Origin of the sequence: Streptomyces flavofungini (genome assembly GCF_041028215.1) — a bacterium.
GTDB classification, from domain to species: domain Bacteria; phylum Actinomycetota; class Actinomycetes; order Streptomycetales; family Streptomycetaceae; genus Streptomyces; species Streptomyces flavofungini_B.
In genome coordinates this window covers 1-10,501 of sequence record NZ_JASKYR010000253.1, presented here as the reverse complement: position 1 = coordinate 10,501, position 10,501 = coordinate 1, and the positions used below count along the sequence as shown (strand labels likewise).

The window sequence follows — 10,501 nt, the reverse complement described above, 5'->3', positions numbered from 1 at the left end:
CTCCCCTTCCCACCCGCGTCATGATCTCCCGGAGCGCACGGTCGTCGAAGATCCGCGAGGTGGGGACGCGCACGGTGGTTCGGCGCCTGCCGGTCACGGGCTGCCCGGCGAGGTTGGTCCAGTAGCAGCAGTGCCGCAGGTCGAGCCGGTCGTGACCGGCGCGCAGCCAGTCGTCGGGGGACCTGGGCACGATCATCACGACCAGGATCTTGTGCACCGACACCGGCGTACGGGCCAGCTTCTCCAGGTGCGCGTTGTCGAGCGTGAAGGAGAAGGCGGGCCGTGCGGGGCCGTCGCCCGCGGCGGTCCGCACGGGCGGCAGCTGGTAGGTGCACTTGAGCTGGACCTTGATGGTGACCTCGTCGTCGACCGTGTGCCCGGGGGCGCTGTGGCTGACGTGCCAGTCGATGCCGCTGTCCGGAAAGGGCTGGGAGAGCGAGCATCCCGCGGCCGCCGCGACGGCGTGCAGGTAGCCCACCTGAAGTGTCTCCATACAGGCGGTGGTGGCGAGTGTGCCGCGCGGCGGTGCGATCCGCTCGGGCAGCAGCCCACCCTGTTCGGGCTGCGCGAGCGCCATGTCCAACAGGCCTTCCGCATAGGGGCAGTTCCCAGCGCGGGCCGTCTTGTCAAGGGCCCCGTACCTCTGTTGTCTCCGGCCCGCGTACGGCGCAAACGGCCCGGGTATCACCGGTGTGGGCGGAGGACCGACGTCATCTGCCGGAACTGAGCGAGGAGTTGCACGACCATGACGTGCTGGTACGAGGGGCCCTTGGCCGCATTCGACACGGAGACCACGGGCGTCGACGTCGAGACCGACCGCATAGTGTCGGCCGCCGTCGTCGTCCAGCAGGGCGCGGGCACCAGGCCGCGCATCAGCCGCTGGCTGGTCAACCCGGGCGTTCCGGTGCCCGAGGAGGCCACCGCGGTGCACGGACTGACGGAGGATCACCTGCAGCGCACCGGCCGCTGGCCCGCACCGGTGATGGAGGAGATCGCGCGCGATCTGGCCGAGCAGGGCGCCGCGGGACGGCCGATCGTGGTGATGAACGCGCCGTTCGACCTGACGATGCTGGACCGGGAGCTGCGCAGGCACCGCGCCTCGTCGCTCGGGCGGTACATGGAGGGCTCGGCCCTCTGCGTGATCGACCCGCGGGTCCTGGACAAGCACCTGGACCGCTACCGCAAGGGCCGCCGCACACTCACCGATCTGTGCGCGCACTACGAGGTGGAGCTGTCCGACGCCCATGACGCGGCGGCGGACGCGCAGGCGGCGCTGGATGTCGTACGGGCGATCGGGCGCCGTTTCGCGTCCCGTCTGGAGCGTCTGACACCGGCCGAGCTGCATACGCTCCAGGCGGTCTGGCACGCGGCGCAGGCGCGCGGGCTGCAGGCGTGGTTCACCAAGAGCGGCACGCCGGAGACGGTGGACCCGGCGTGGCCGCTGCGGCCCGAACTGCGGGCGGCCGCCTGAGCGTCGGCCCCCAGCGTCGGCCCCGAGCACTGGCCCTGAGCGCTGGCCCTGAGCGCTGGCCCTGAGCGTCGGCAAAGAAAAAACCGGTCCGTCTGCTGACGGACCGGCGTTCTCCGGTGGGCGATACTGGGTTCGAACCAGTGACCTCTTCGGTGTGAACGAAGCGCTCTCCCACTGAGCTAATCGCCCGGGAACGGACTGAACAATACAGGTCCGGACGCCTTTCCTTCAAACCGCTTCCGGCGGCCCCGGCCACGGCCCCGCGGCGACCCGCTAGGAGCGGCTGCGGTCGTCGAGACGGGCGAGCAGTCCGCGCCGCCCCGACCGCATCATCAGGGCGTGGTTGAGCCTGAACAGGGGCCGGCCCGGCACGGCGAGGCGCCTCATCAGCTGCTTGCGCACCTCGACCTCCTGGTCGTAGTCGGCGCGGGTCCCGGTGGGACCCGGGGCGACCGTCCAGCGCGCCCACCCCTCGAGATCGCCGCTCATCCGGATCTCAAGGACCCCCGCGGCGGGATCGCGGCGGCTCTCGCGCGCGGTGACGGTGAGCTCGTACGGCAGGAAGGACCGGAAGCGGGCGACGCCGCTGCGGCCGTCGGCCGATGTCACCTGCCGCACCTGGGGCCACCACAGCGGATAGTCCTGCGCCCGCTCAAGGACCGCGTAGACCTCGCCGGGGGCGGCGGGCAGGTCCCAGCGGTCGTGGAAGCGGTAACGGCACCAGTTCATGGGCCGAGTCTGCCCGGCGCGGGCGGATGCGCAACGGCCGTGCGCCGGGCGGATCCGCAACCACCGTGCGCCGGGCGGCCGTTGCGGAATGTGCCGAACCGAATGCGGAGAAAACCGGGACGCCCGCGTATGCGGACCCGTCAATTCCCTTATGCCTGGCGCGAATACGATTACGGCCCGGAGGCTGAAAAGCCTCCGGGCCGTAATCCGGGGTGGGCGATACTGGGTTCGAACCAGTGACCTCTTCGGTGTGAACGAAGCGCTCTCCCACTGAGCTAATCGCCCCGGGCGCATGGAGAACATTACCGCATGTCAGCGGGTGCCTCCGACCGCCCCCGGGAGTCCCCGACGGGTCACCCGGGTCACTCCTTGATCTTCCACGGCATCGTGATGCCGAACTTCCACACGTAGACCGCGACGAGCACCGCGACGATGACCAGGCCGATCGTGGTCAGGATGATGTTCCGGCGGCGCACCTTGGGGTCGAGCGCACGCTGTGCGGCCTCGGTGACCTTGCGTTTCGTCCAGCGGAGCACGAGCTGGGCCCAGACGAACTCGGTCGCCCAGATCGCCATGCCGCCGAAGATCACCAGCCATCCGGGGCCGGGGAGCGGCAGCATGATGATGCCCGCGACGACCACCGCGAGCCCCACGATGAACACGCCCACCTGCCAGCTCAGGTGCAGCGCCCTGCGGGCCTGTACGTACTGCGGCGCGCGCGACCCCAGCGCCGGTTCCGGCTCCGCCCCGCCGACCGGCGCCACCGCCTCCGCCGATTCGTTACTCCCCGTATTCATACGGCCAAACCCTACCGGACGGAAACCCGTCACCGGAATGGCCGTACGGCCGACAGAGACAACCCGCCAAAAGAGCTACCTAAAGACACGCAAAACACTCAGAGGGGTTTACAACGGCACCGTAGGTGGCATGTCGATTTCGCCGACGTGCGAATCCCCGAGCGCACACTGAGCGAAAGGCCCTGGCGCTTATGAACACCACGGTCAGCTGCGAGCTGCACCTGCGCCTCGTTGTGTCGAGCGAGTCCTCACTGCCTGTTCCCGCAGGACTGCGGTATGACACGGCTGATCCCTATGCCGTGCACGCCACCTTCCACACCGGAGCCGAGGAGACGGTCGAGTGGGTATTCGCCCGCGATCTCCTCGCCGAGGGCCTGCACCGGCCCACCGGTACCGGCGACGTCCGAGTCTGGCCGTCCCGGAGCCATGGTCAGGGCGTCGTATGCATCGCCCTGAGCTCCCCGGAGGGCGAGGCACTGCTCGAGGCCCCGGCGCGGGCCCTGGAGTCCTTCCTGAAGCGAACCGACGCGGCCGTGCCCCCCGGCACGGAGCACCGCCACTTCGATCTCGACACCGAGCTCTCTCACATCCTGGCGGAGAGTTAACCGCCTCAGGAGTGCCGGGTTCCCCTCACGCCGTCCGACTCGGGGCGACGGCGCGGACGGTCACGGCACGAGACGCTCACCGCAGGGAATCAGACAACGGCGCCGTCGCCGCGGACACCCTCCGCCGCGACGGCGCCGCTGTGTCCGCCCGGGGAGCCGCTAGCATCGGCCAGCATCGGCGGGCACCGGCCCGACCCCCAGGCCAGGGAGCGCATCGTGCTGATCACCCACGACACCCGGTGTTCTCTCGACGCCGTGGTCGATCTGGTGAACACCGCACCGGAGGAGGACGGCGCCGACGGACTCGCGGACGTGGCGGCGCTCGGTGACTTCGCACGGACCCATGAGGTGAGCGATGTCGGGGTGCTCACCGAGCGCGACCTCGCTGATGTCCACCGGGTCCGCGGCCGCTTCGCGGAGGTCTTCGCCAACCCGGAACCCGCGGCGGCGTCCACGATCATCAACGAGCTCATCGCGGCGGCGGGCACCACGCCCCGGCTCACCGACCACGACGGCTACGACTGGCACATCCACTACTTCGCGCCCGGCGCGTCCATCGCGGACCACCTGGCCGCCGACTGCGGCATGGCCCTGGCCTTCTTCGTGGTCGCCGGGGAGCAGGACCGGCTGCGGCGCTGCGAGGCACCGGACTGCCGGCGCGCCTTCGCCGACCTCTCGCGCAACCGCTCCCGGCGCTACTGCGACAGCCGCACCTGCGGCAACCGCCTCCATGTCGCCGCCTACCGCGCCCGCCGCAAGGAAGCCACGGCCTGAGGGCTCCCCCGGGCGCCGCGCGGCGGCCCTCAGAGCAGCAGCAGGTCGTGCAGCGACGCGAGCAGGATCAGGGTGCCGATCACGGTCAGGAAGATCATCAGGGGCGGTTGGGAGAGGGCGAAGAGACAGCCCCGCCGCTCCTCGTCGTCCGGCGGTGCGGTGCCGCCCTCTTCGGTGGTGTCCAGCATCTCGTCGTGATGATGACGCAGCCGGAGGACGGCGATGACCAAGGAACGCGGGCGTCAAGAGGCCGGCGACGCCCTTGGGGGCACGGATAAGACCAGCGTCCGGGGCGTTCGCCCCCGCGACGCCGGGCCGCGCCACCGCACGGCGAGGCCGCACCGCCCGCACTCGAACGAGTGAGCGCCACACCTCTGAAACGCGGTCGGCTGTTGACGACCGCCCCGGACACCGCCCCGGACCTCCTGCCGGGAGGGTCAGATCCCGTGCTTCTTCAGGATCGCCTCGATGTCGCTGAAGTCCTCCGCCGGAGCGGCCGAGCGCGGCTTCGCGGCGGGCTCCGCGGCGGCCGGGCGCGCGCCCTGGCCCAGCGAGGGCACCGAGGCCCCGGGCGCCACCGCCTCGCGGCGGGCCGCCTTCGCGGCCTTGCGCTCCTTGCGGGTGCCGCCGGAGCGGCGCTCCACCGCGCGCGTCCCGAGGAATATCAGCCAGGCCGCGCCGAGCACTCCGAAGCCGACCCACGCCTTGAGGCTGAACGCGGTGTCGGCCGCCCAGCCCACGACACCGGTGAGCACGAGGCCCACCGGCACAAGTGAGTACGCGGCGAGGCGGGCGGCGGTCAGGAAACGCTTGCGGTAGGCCGAGACCGCGGCGATGCCCAGGCCGGCCGCGGACACGGCGGAACAGATGGTCTCGGCAATCATCCGGCCCTCCAGGCATACAGGCGTACGTCGTACATGGCTCTCCTCGTCCCCTCCATCCTGCACCGTGCGGGCGCCGCGGAGCCACGCCCGGAGCGGACCTCAGGGACATCTCCGGGTCATCTCGGGGTCCCGTCTCCTCCCCAGGGACCGGTCGGCCTCCACCCTCCCGGCCGCCGGTGTCTTCTCCCTGCCGGTCCGTGGCCCGCCCCTGCCGGTCCGTCGGCCCCGTCCCGGTTGGGACGCCGTCCCGCGGGCTGGAAGACTGTCCCCATGAGTGACTCCGCCCCCGCGCGCCCCGTCGTCGTCGACGTATGGTGCGAGCTCCAGTGCCCCGACTGCCGCACCGCCCTGGACGACGTACGCGCCCTGCGCGACCGCTACGACGACCGCGTCGAACTGCGCCTGCGCCACTTCCCCCTGGAGAAGCACAAGCACTCCTTCGCCGCCGCCCAGGCCGCCGAGGAGGCCTTCGAGCAGGGCAAGGGCTGGCCGTACGTGGAAGCCGTGCTCGGCCGGGTCGAGGAGCTGGACCGCGAGGGCGAGCCCTTCCTGGTGTCGAGCGCCCGTGAACTTGGCCTGGACGCCGAGGAGTTCGACACCGCGCTCGTCGACGGCCGGCACATCCTGATCGTCGACGCCGACCAGGCCGAGGGCAAGGCGATCGGCGTCACGGGCACGCCCACGTACGTCGTCGGCGGTGAGCGGCTCGACGGCGGAAAGAGCCAGGACGGCCTGCGCGAGCGCGTCGAGAGGATCGTCGACGGCCTGCTCGCCGCCGAGGCCTGAGCCCGCCCCGCGCGCGTGGGGCCCGCCGGGAGCTAGAGCAGGGGCTTGTAGAGGTGGTACGAGAGCGGTTCGTAGCCGAGTGACTCGTACAGGCGCAGGGCCGGGGTGTTCCCCGCGAAGACGTTGAGGGCGAGGCTGTGCTTGCCCGCCGCCCGGGTCTGCGCCTCGGCGAGCAGCATCAGTGAGCGGCCGTGGCCGCGCCCGCGGTGCCGCTCGCCGACCTCCACGTCGAAGACGAACCCCGCGTCGTCATTCACCTTGAGCCAGAGGTGGCCGACCCGCTCCCCCCGGTCGGTGAGCACGCTCAGCAGGACGCCGGGGGTGGCGAGGCCCTGCGGCAGGTTGTCCGCGTGATCCGCCTCGGACTTGGCGCGGGCCTCGTCCTCCGGCACGCCGCGCTCGATCCAGGTGCGCGCGTACGACAGCTTCGCCTCGGCGAGCCACGCCGTGTACTCGTCCTCGGTCATCGGCCGTCCCCGCACCCCCGCGGGCAGGGCGGGCGGCTCGGCCGGCAGGCGCTTGGCCATGCCGCGGTTGCGCTCCACGTAGCCGAGCGCGGTGGCCAGGCGCAGCGCCCCGGGCGACTCCGCCGGGACGGCCGCCTCGATGCGGCGGCAGCCCCAGCCGCGCGCCACCTCCTCGGCGGCGAGCGCGGCCACGGTGGCCCTGCCGCGTCTGCGGTCGGGCTCCTCGATGCGCAGGGCGACGACGCGGCAGACCTGCGGCCCGAAGACGTCATGGGTGGCGAGGGCTATGGAGCCCACGGGACGGCTGTTCACACAGACGTCGAAGGTGCGCGCCTTGGAACCGTCGGCGCTCCGTTGAAGCGGCCCGGTCGGCCGCAGGGTCGTGGTCATCACAGGTGTTCTACCCGCCCTGCGGTCGCCGCGTCACCGGGGTTTTCCCGGCTCCGGCGGACCGGTGCCCGGGTGCCGGGGCCCGGCTCAGGGGTCGAGGCCGTCCGCCGCCCGCTCGTCGAAGGTCCGCATCGCCTTGGCGGTGACGGGGCCCGGCGCGGCGGCCAGTTCGCGCCCGTCCACGCGGTGGACGCCCTGGACGTCGCGGAGCGTCGAGGTCAGGAAGATCTCGTCGGCGCGGTCCAGGACATCCATCGGCAGGTCGGTCTCCCTGGCGCCCGTCCACTCGACGGTGAGCTCGCGCGTGATGCCCGCGAGGCAGCCCGAGGCGAGCGGGGGCGTGTGGATCTCGCCGTCGATGACCACGAACACGTTGGTGCCGGTGCCCTCGCAGAGCCGTCCGACCGTGTTGGCGAAGAGCGCCTCCGAGGCGCCCTGGTCGAGGGCGCGGGCGAGCGCGACCACGTTCTCCGCGTACGAGGTGGTCTTCAGGCCGGTCAGCGCCCCGCGTTCGTTGCGGGTCCAGGGCACGGTGATCACGGCGGTGGAGTCGGGGCGCCGCTGGGCCTCGCCCGCCGCCACGACGAGCGTGGTGCCCTGGTCGCCGCGGTCGGAGCCGAGCGGCGACAGGCCGCCGGTGTAGGTGATCCGCAGGCGGCCCAGCGGCAGCGGATTGGCGTCGAGGACCGCGGCGCAGGCGCGGCGCACCTCGTCGAGGTCCGGCTCGGGGAGCCCCAGACCGCGCGCCGAGCGGGCGAGCCGGTCCAGATGGCGGGTCAGGGCGAAGGGCCTGCCCTGGATCGACTTCACCGTCTCGAAGATGCCGTCGCCGACCGTGAGGCCGTGGTCAAGCACCGAGACGCGGGCGTTTTCGACGTCCCGCAGTCCGCCGTCGAGCCATATCTTCACGTTGCGTTTCCTCCGCTCGCTTCGTACGCCCCCGACGCTACCGCCAGCAGCCGCGCGGCCTTCAGCTCGGTCTCCCGCCACTCCCCCTCGGGGTCGGAACCCCAGGTGATGCCCGCTCCCGTGCCGAAGCGCAGCATGCCTTCCGCCCGGTCGATCCAGAAGGTGCGGATGCCGACCGCCAGCTCGCCGGTGCCCCGGTCCGCGTCGACCCAGCCGATGCCGCCGCAGTACGGGCCGCGGGGCGCGGTCTCGAGCTCCTCGATGATCCGCAGGGCGCTCGATTTGGGGGCGCCGGTGACGGAGCCGGGCGGGAAGGTCCCGTCGAGCAGCTCCGGCCAGCCCGCGCCGGGGCTCAGCTCGCCGTGGACGGTGGAGACGAGGTGGACGAGGCCGGGGTGCTTCTCGACCACGCAGAGGTCGGGAACGGTCACGGAGCCGGTGGCGCAGACGCGTCCCAGGTCGTTGCGGACGAGGTCCACGATCATGACGTTCTCGGCGTAGTCCTTCTCCAGGAGGTCGGCCTCGGTCCTTCCGGTGCCCTTGATGGGGCCCGACTCCACGGCGCGGCCCGCGCGGCGCAGGTACAGCTCGGGGGACGCGGTGGCAAGCTCCACGCCGTGCGCGGGCAGGCGAATCGTTCCTGCGTACGGAGCGGGGTTCCCGCGCGCGAGCAGCGCGGTCAGGACGTCCACGTCGGCGCCGGGCGGGACGGGCGCGGAGAGGACGCGGCAGAGGTTCGCCTGGTAGACCTCGCCGGCCGCGATGTACTCCCGTATCCGCCGCACGCCGCCGGTGTACGCGGCGCGGTCGAGGGACGACGTCCAGTCACCGGTGGCCGGTCCCCGCCACCGCCCCGGCACGGGCGGGGGGACGGCTTCCTCCCGCACGTCGTCGAAGCGGGCGCAGACCAGGCCGCCCTCGAAATCGGCGGTCACCGCCCAGAAGCCGGTGGACTCCAGGGCGGCGGGGTCGCTGGTCACATCGCGCAGACCGGTGGCCACACGGCCGCCGAAGCGCGCCAGGGGAGGAAGCGTCGAAGACGACGTCAGAGCGGGGTTGTGCACGGCTGTGAGTCTATGACCGGCGCCCCGGGCGCGCCCCGGGCCGACGACAGCGCAGCACGCTGCGCAAACGCGTTTTTGTACTGGCCCAGGAATCCGCTAGAGTTCAACACGTCGCCGGGACGCGCAAGCGGACCGGGAAAGACAAGCGGACGTAGCTCAGTTGGTAGAGCGCAACCTTGCCAAGGTTGAGGTCGCCAGTTCGAACCTGGTCGTCCGCTCGCAGGAAGAGGGGGATCTTCCCGAACCCCCGCACTCCTGGTGGAGTGGCCGAGAGGCGAGGCAACGGCCTGCAAAGCCGTCTACACGGGTTCAAATCCCGTCTCCACCTCCAAGGACGATTAGCTCAGCGGGAGAGCGCTTCCCTGACACGGAAGAGGTCACTGGTTCAATCCCAGTATCGTCCACTGGATCTTGGTGAGGACCGGCGGAAGCCGACTTCATGGAGATCGTCCCGCGCGATTAGCTCAGCGGGAGAGCGCTTCCCTGACACGGAAGAGGTCACTGGTTCAATCCCAGTATCGCGCACGCAGTACGCAGCAGACGCAGGTCACCCCGCGCGATTAGCTCAGCGGGAGAGCGCTTCCCTGACACGGAAGAGGTCACTGGTTCAATCCCAGTATCGCGCACCATCCATGAAGCCCCCGGCCCTCTCCACGGCCCGGGGGCTTCGTCGTGCGCGTCGTCGCTCAGGACGAGAAGAGCATGTGGCCGAAGCTCTTGTGGCGCTTCTGGTGGCCGTATTCGTAGTGACCGCTGTGGCCTCCGTGGCCGCCGTGGCCTCCGTGCGGGGCGCCCCAGGCGGGGSCYGGGGGGYCCACTGGGACTCCAGACGGGTGAGGGACTCCAGCTCGCCGTAGTCGAGGAATATCCCGCGGCAGCCGGTGCACTGCTCGATCTGGACGCCATTGCGGTTGTACGTGTGCATCGGTGCGTGACACTTGGGACACTGCATGGACGGCTCAACTCCTCGCCGGTAATGACTGCTTCGCCGGACTTTCTTCCCGGCTTCGGTGCGTTGCACCCTACTTCGTCAGGTCCGGGACCAACTCCGGCGGGACGGTGCCCGCTTTGCCCATCCGGTCGCAGGCGTCGACCAGCGCCTGCTCGATCTCGTCCAGCGGGCGGCCCGCCGCGACGGCCTTGGCGATCGCCAGGGCCGCGGTCTGCGCGGTCAGGGCGCGGGCGGGGACGTCGAGGACCGGCCAGGGGTCGCTCTCCCGCGCGGGCAGGGCGCGGCCGCCCGCTTCCCGGTAGGTCGCAAGGAACCGGGTCCACTCCTCGGGGGAGAGCAGCCCGCAGGCGTACCAGGCCGCCGGGCGGGCCAGATCCCAGGCCGGGTCGCCGGTGCCGAGGTCGTCGACGTCGATGAGCCGCCAGCCGTGCTCGCCGGTGCGGACGAGCTGGCCGAGGYGCAGGTCGCCGTGGCAGAGGCCCTGGCGGCCCGCCGGGGCGGGGGCCTCGTCGCGGGCCCACGGCGGCAGGGCCGCCCAGGCGCGCAGGACGGGGGGCGCGGCGGGATGCGGGCCCGCCGCGCGGAGCCGGGCCAGGGCGCGGGCCGCCTTGGCGGGGCCGCGCATCGCCGGAAGCGAGTACGGCAGGGCGGCGGGGTCGGTGGCGTGCAGCGC

At 71.8% G+C, this 10,501-nt stretch carries 13 protein-coding genes, 7 tRNA genes and 1 pseudogene; 9 read left to right on the top strand and 12 right to left on the bottom strand.

Annotated features, from left to right (window positions below):
* Positions 1 to 577, bottom strand: a 577-nt coding sequence (locus AB8Z36_RS18870; protein WP_369214501.1) for a DUF4365 domain-containing protein, incomplete at its 3' end; no start/stop codon positions are given.
* A 168-nt stretch (positions 578 to 745) separates the two neighbouring features.
* Here AB8Z36_RS18870 and AB8Z36_RS18865 point away from each other — a divergent pair.
* Positions 746 to 1,471: a 3'-5' exonuclease gene (locus AB8Z36_RS18865; RefSeq protein WP_369214500.1), complete on the top strand. Its 726-nt coding sequence runs from the start codon at positions 746 to 748 to the stop codon at positions 1,469 to 1,471.
* A 117-nt stretch (positions 1,472 to 1,588) separates the two neighbouring features.
* Here the strand turns inward: AB8Z36_RS18865 and AB8Z36_RS18860 are convergent.
* From AB8Z36_RS18860 to AB8Z36_RS18845, 4 genes are all read right to left on the bottom strand, one after another.
* A tRNA-Val gene (locus AB8Z36_RS18860) sits at positions 1,589 to 1,660 on the bottom strand.
* Between the two features lie 84 nt (positions 1,661 to 1,744).
* Positions 1,745 to 2,200 carry an SRPBCC family protein gene (locus AB8Z36_RS18855; protein WP_369214499.1) on the bottom strand — a complete coding sequence of 152 codons (456 nt, stop codon included), beginning with the start codon at positions 2,198 to 2,200 and terminating at the stop codon, positions 1,745 to 1,747.
* A 213-nt stretch (positions 2,201 to 2,413) separates the two neighbouring features.
* Positions 2,414 to 2,485 (bottom strand) — tRNA-Val (locus AB8Z36_RS18850).
* A gap of 77 nt (positions 2,486 to 2,562) precedes the next feature.
* Positions 2,563 to 2,997: a TIGR02611 family protein gene (locus AB8Z36_RS18845; protein WP_369214498.1), complete on the bottom strand. Its 435-nt coding sequence runs from the start codon at positions 2,995 to 2,997 to the stop codon at positions 2,563 to 2,565.
* Positions 2,998 to 3,188: 191 nt separating this feature from the next.
* Here AB8Z36_RS18845 and AB8Z36_RS18840 point away from each other — a divergent pair, with 191 nt between their 5' ends.
* Together AB8Z36_RS18840 and AB8Z36_RS18835 are read left to right on the top strand one after the other, a co-directional pair.
* Complete coding sequence (locus AB8Z36_RS18840) at positions 3,189 to 3,602, top strand: SsgA family sporulation/cell division regulator (protein WP_003959770.1); 414 nt, start codon at positions 3,189 to 3,191, stop codon at positions 3,600 to 3,602.
* Between the two features lie 216 nt (positions 3,603 to 3,818).
* Complete coding sequence (locus AB8Z36_RS18835; protein WP_369214497.1) at positions 3,819 to 4,376, top strand: CGNR zinc finger domain-containing protein; 558 nt, start codon at positions 3,819 to 3,821, stop codon at positions 4,374 to 4,376.
* Positions 4,377 to 4,405: 29 nt separating this feature from the next.
* On the opposite strand, the gene AB8Z36_RS18830 is transcribed toward AB8Z36_RS18835, so the two are convergent.
* Complete coding sequence (locus AB8Z36_RS18830) at positions 4,406 to 4,564, bottom strand: hypothetical protein (RefSeq protein WP_369214496.1); 159 nt, start codon at positions 4,562 to 4,564, stop codon at positions 4,406 to 4,408.
* A 249-nt stretch (positions 4,565 to 4,813) separates the two neighbouring features.
* Positions 4,814 to 5,260, bottom strand: coding sequence for a hypothetical protein (locus AB8Z36_RS18825; RefSeq protein WP_369214495.1), 447 nt, complete (start codon positions 5,258 to 5,260; stop codon positions 4,814 to 4,816).
* Positions 5,261 to 5,530: 270 nt separating this feature from the next.
* On the opposite strand from AB8Z36_RS18825, the gene AB8Z36_RS18820 reads away from it, so the two are divergent.
* Positions 5,531 to 6,046, top strand: a complete 516-nt coding sequence (locus AB8Z36_RS18820; protein ID WP_369214494.1) for a DsbA family protein — start codon at positions 5,531 to 5,533, stop codon at positions 6,044 to 6,046.
* Between the two features lie 32 nt (positions 6,047 to 6,078).
* Here AB8Z36_RS18820 and AB8Z36_RS18815 read toward each other — a convergent pair whose 3' ends face one another.
* The 3 genes from AB8Z36_RS18815 to AB8Z36_RS18805 all read right to left on the bottom strand — a co-directional run bounded on the left by AB8Z36_RS18815 (position 6,079) and on the right by AB8Z36_RS18805 (position 8,876).
* The gene (locus AB8Z36_RS18815; RefSeq protein ID WP_369214493.1) at positions 6,079 to 6,903 is read right to left on the bottom strand and encodes a GNAT family N-acetyltransferase; all 825 of its coding nucleotides are present in this window, start codon (positions 6,901 to 6,903) and stop codon (positions 6,079 to 6,081) included.
* 87 nt (positions 6,904 to 6,990) lie between these two features.
* The gene (locus AB8Z36_RS18810) at positions 6,991 to 7,812 is read right to left on the bottom strand and encodes an aminotransferase class IV (protein WP_369214492.1); all 822 of its coding nucleotides are present in this window, start codon (positions 7,810 to 7,812) and stop codon (positions 6,991 to 6,993) included.
* On the bottom strand, positions 7,809 to 8,876 hold the full coding sequence (locus AB8Z36_RS18805) for a chorismate-binding protein (protein ID WP_369214491.1): 1,068 nt from the start codon (positions 8,874 to 8,876) through the stop codon (positions 7,809 to 7,811). The genes AB8Z36_RS18810 and AB8Z36_RS18805 overlap by 4 nt, the downstream gene beginning before the upstream one ends.
* 145 nt (positions 8,877 to 9,021) lie before the next feature.
* Here AB8Z36_RS18805 and AB8Z36_RS18800 point away from each other — a divergent pair.
* The 5 genes from AB8Z36_RS18800 to AB8Z36_RS18780 all read left to right on the top strand — a co-directional run bounded on the left by AB8Z36_RS18800 (position 9,022) and on the right by AB8Z36_RS18780 (position 9,505).
* Positions 9,022 to 9,094, top strand: a tRNA-Gly gene (locus AB8Z36_RS18800).
* A gap of 39 nt (positions 9,095 to 9,133) precedes the next feature.
* Positions 9,134 to 9,207, top strand: a tRNA-Cys gene (locus AB8Z36_RS18795).
* Between the two features lies 1 nt (position 9,208).
* Positions 9,209 to 9,280 (top strand) — tRNA-Val (locus AB8Z36_RS18790).
* A 49-nt stretch (positions 9,281 to 9,329) separates the two neighbouring features.
* Positions 9,330 to 9,401: transfer RNA gene (locus AB8Z36_RS18785), tRNA-Val, on the top strand.
* A 29-nt stretch (positions 9,402 to 9,430) separates the two neighbouring features.
* Positions 9,431 to 9,505: transfer RNA gene (locus AB8Z36_RS18780), tRNA-Val, on the top strand.
* Positions 9,506 to 9,562: 57 nt separating this feature from the next.
* On the opposite strand, the pseudogene AB8Z36_RS18775 reads toward AB8Z36_RS18780, so the two are convergent.
* Together AB8Z36_RS18775 and AB8Z36_RS18770 are read right to left on the bottom strand one after the other, a co-directional pair.
* A pseudogene (locus AB8Z36_RS18775) lies at positions 9,563 to 9,828 on the bottom strand (zf-TFIIB domain-containing protein).
* 70 nt (positions 9,829 to 9,898) lie between these two features.
* The coding region (locus AB8Z36_RS18770; RefSeq protein ID WP_369214490.1) for a phosphotransferase family protein at positions 9,899 to 10,501 on the bottom strand (603 nt) is incomplete at its 5' end.

Bases quoted from the DNA above. Each gene is read 5' to 3' on its own strand.
- AB8Z36_RS18865 (WP_369214500.1), top strand. From the start codon at position 746: ATGACGTGCTGGTACGAGGGGCCCTTGGCCGCATTCGACACGGAGACC.
- AB8Z36_RS18820 (WP_369214494.1), top strand. From the start codon at position 5,531: ATGAGTGACTCCGCCCCCGCGCGCCCCGTCGTCGTCGACGTATGGTGC.
- AB8Z36_RS18840 (WP_003959770.1), top strand. From the start codon at position 3,189: ATGAACACCACGGTCAGCTGCGAGCTGCACCTGCGCCTCGTTGTGTCG.
- AB8Z36_RS18830 (WP_369214496.1), bottom strand. From the start codon at position 4,564: ATGCTGGACACCACCGAAGAGGGCGGCACCGCACCGCCGGACGACGAG.
- AB8Z36_RS18815 (WP_369214493.1), bottom strand. From the start codon at position 6,903: ATGACCACGACCCTGCGGCCGACCGGGCCGCTTCAACGGAGCGCCGAC.
- AB8Z36_RS18855 (WP_369214499.1), bottom strand. From the start codon at position 2,200: ATGAACTGGTGCCGTTACCGCTTCCACGACCGCTGGGACCTGCCCGCC.
- AB8Z36_RS18825 (WP_369214495.1), bottom strand. From the start codon at position 5,260: ATGATTGCCGAGACCATCTGTTCCGCCGTGTCCGCGGCCGGCCTGGGC.
- AB8Z36_RS18845 (WP_369214498.1), bottom strand. From the start codon at position 2,997: ATGAATACGGGGAGTAACGAATCGGCGGAGGCGGTGGCGCCGGTCGGC.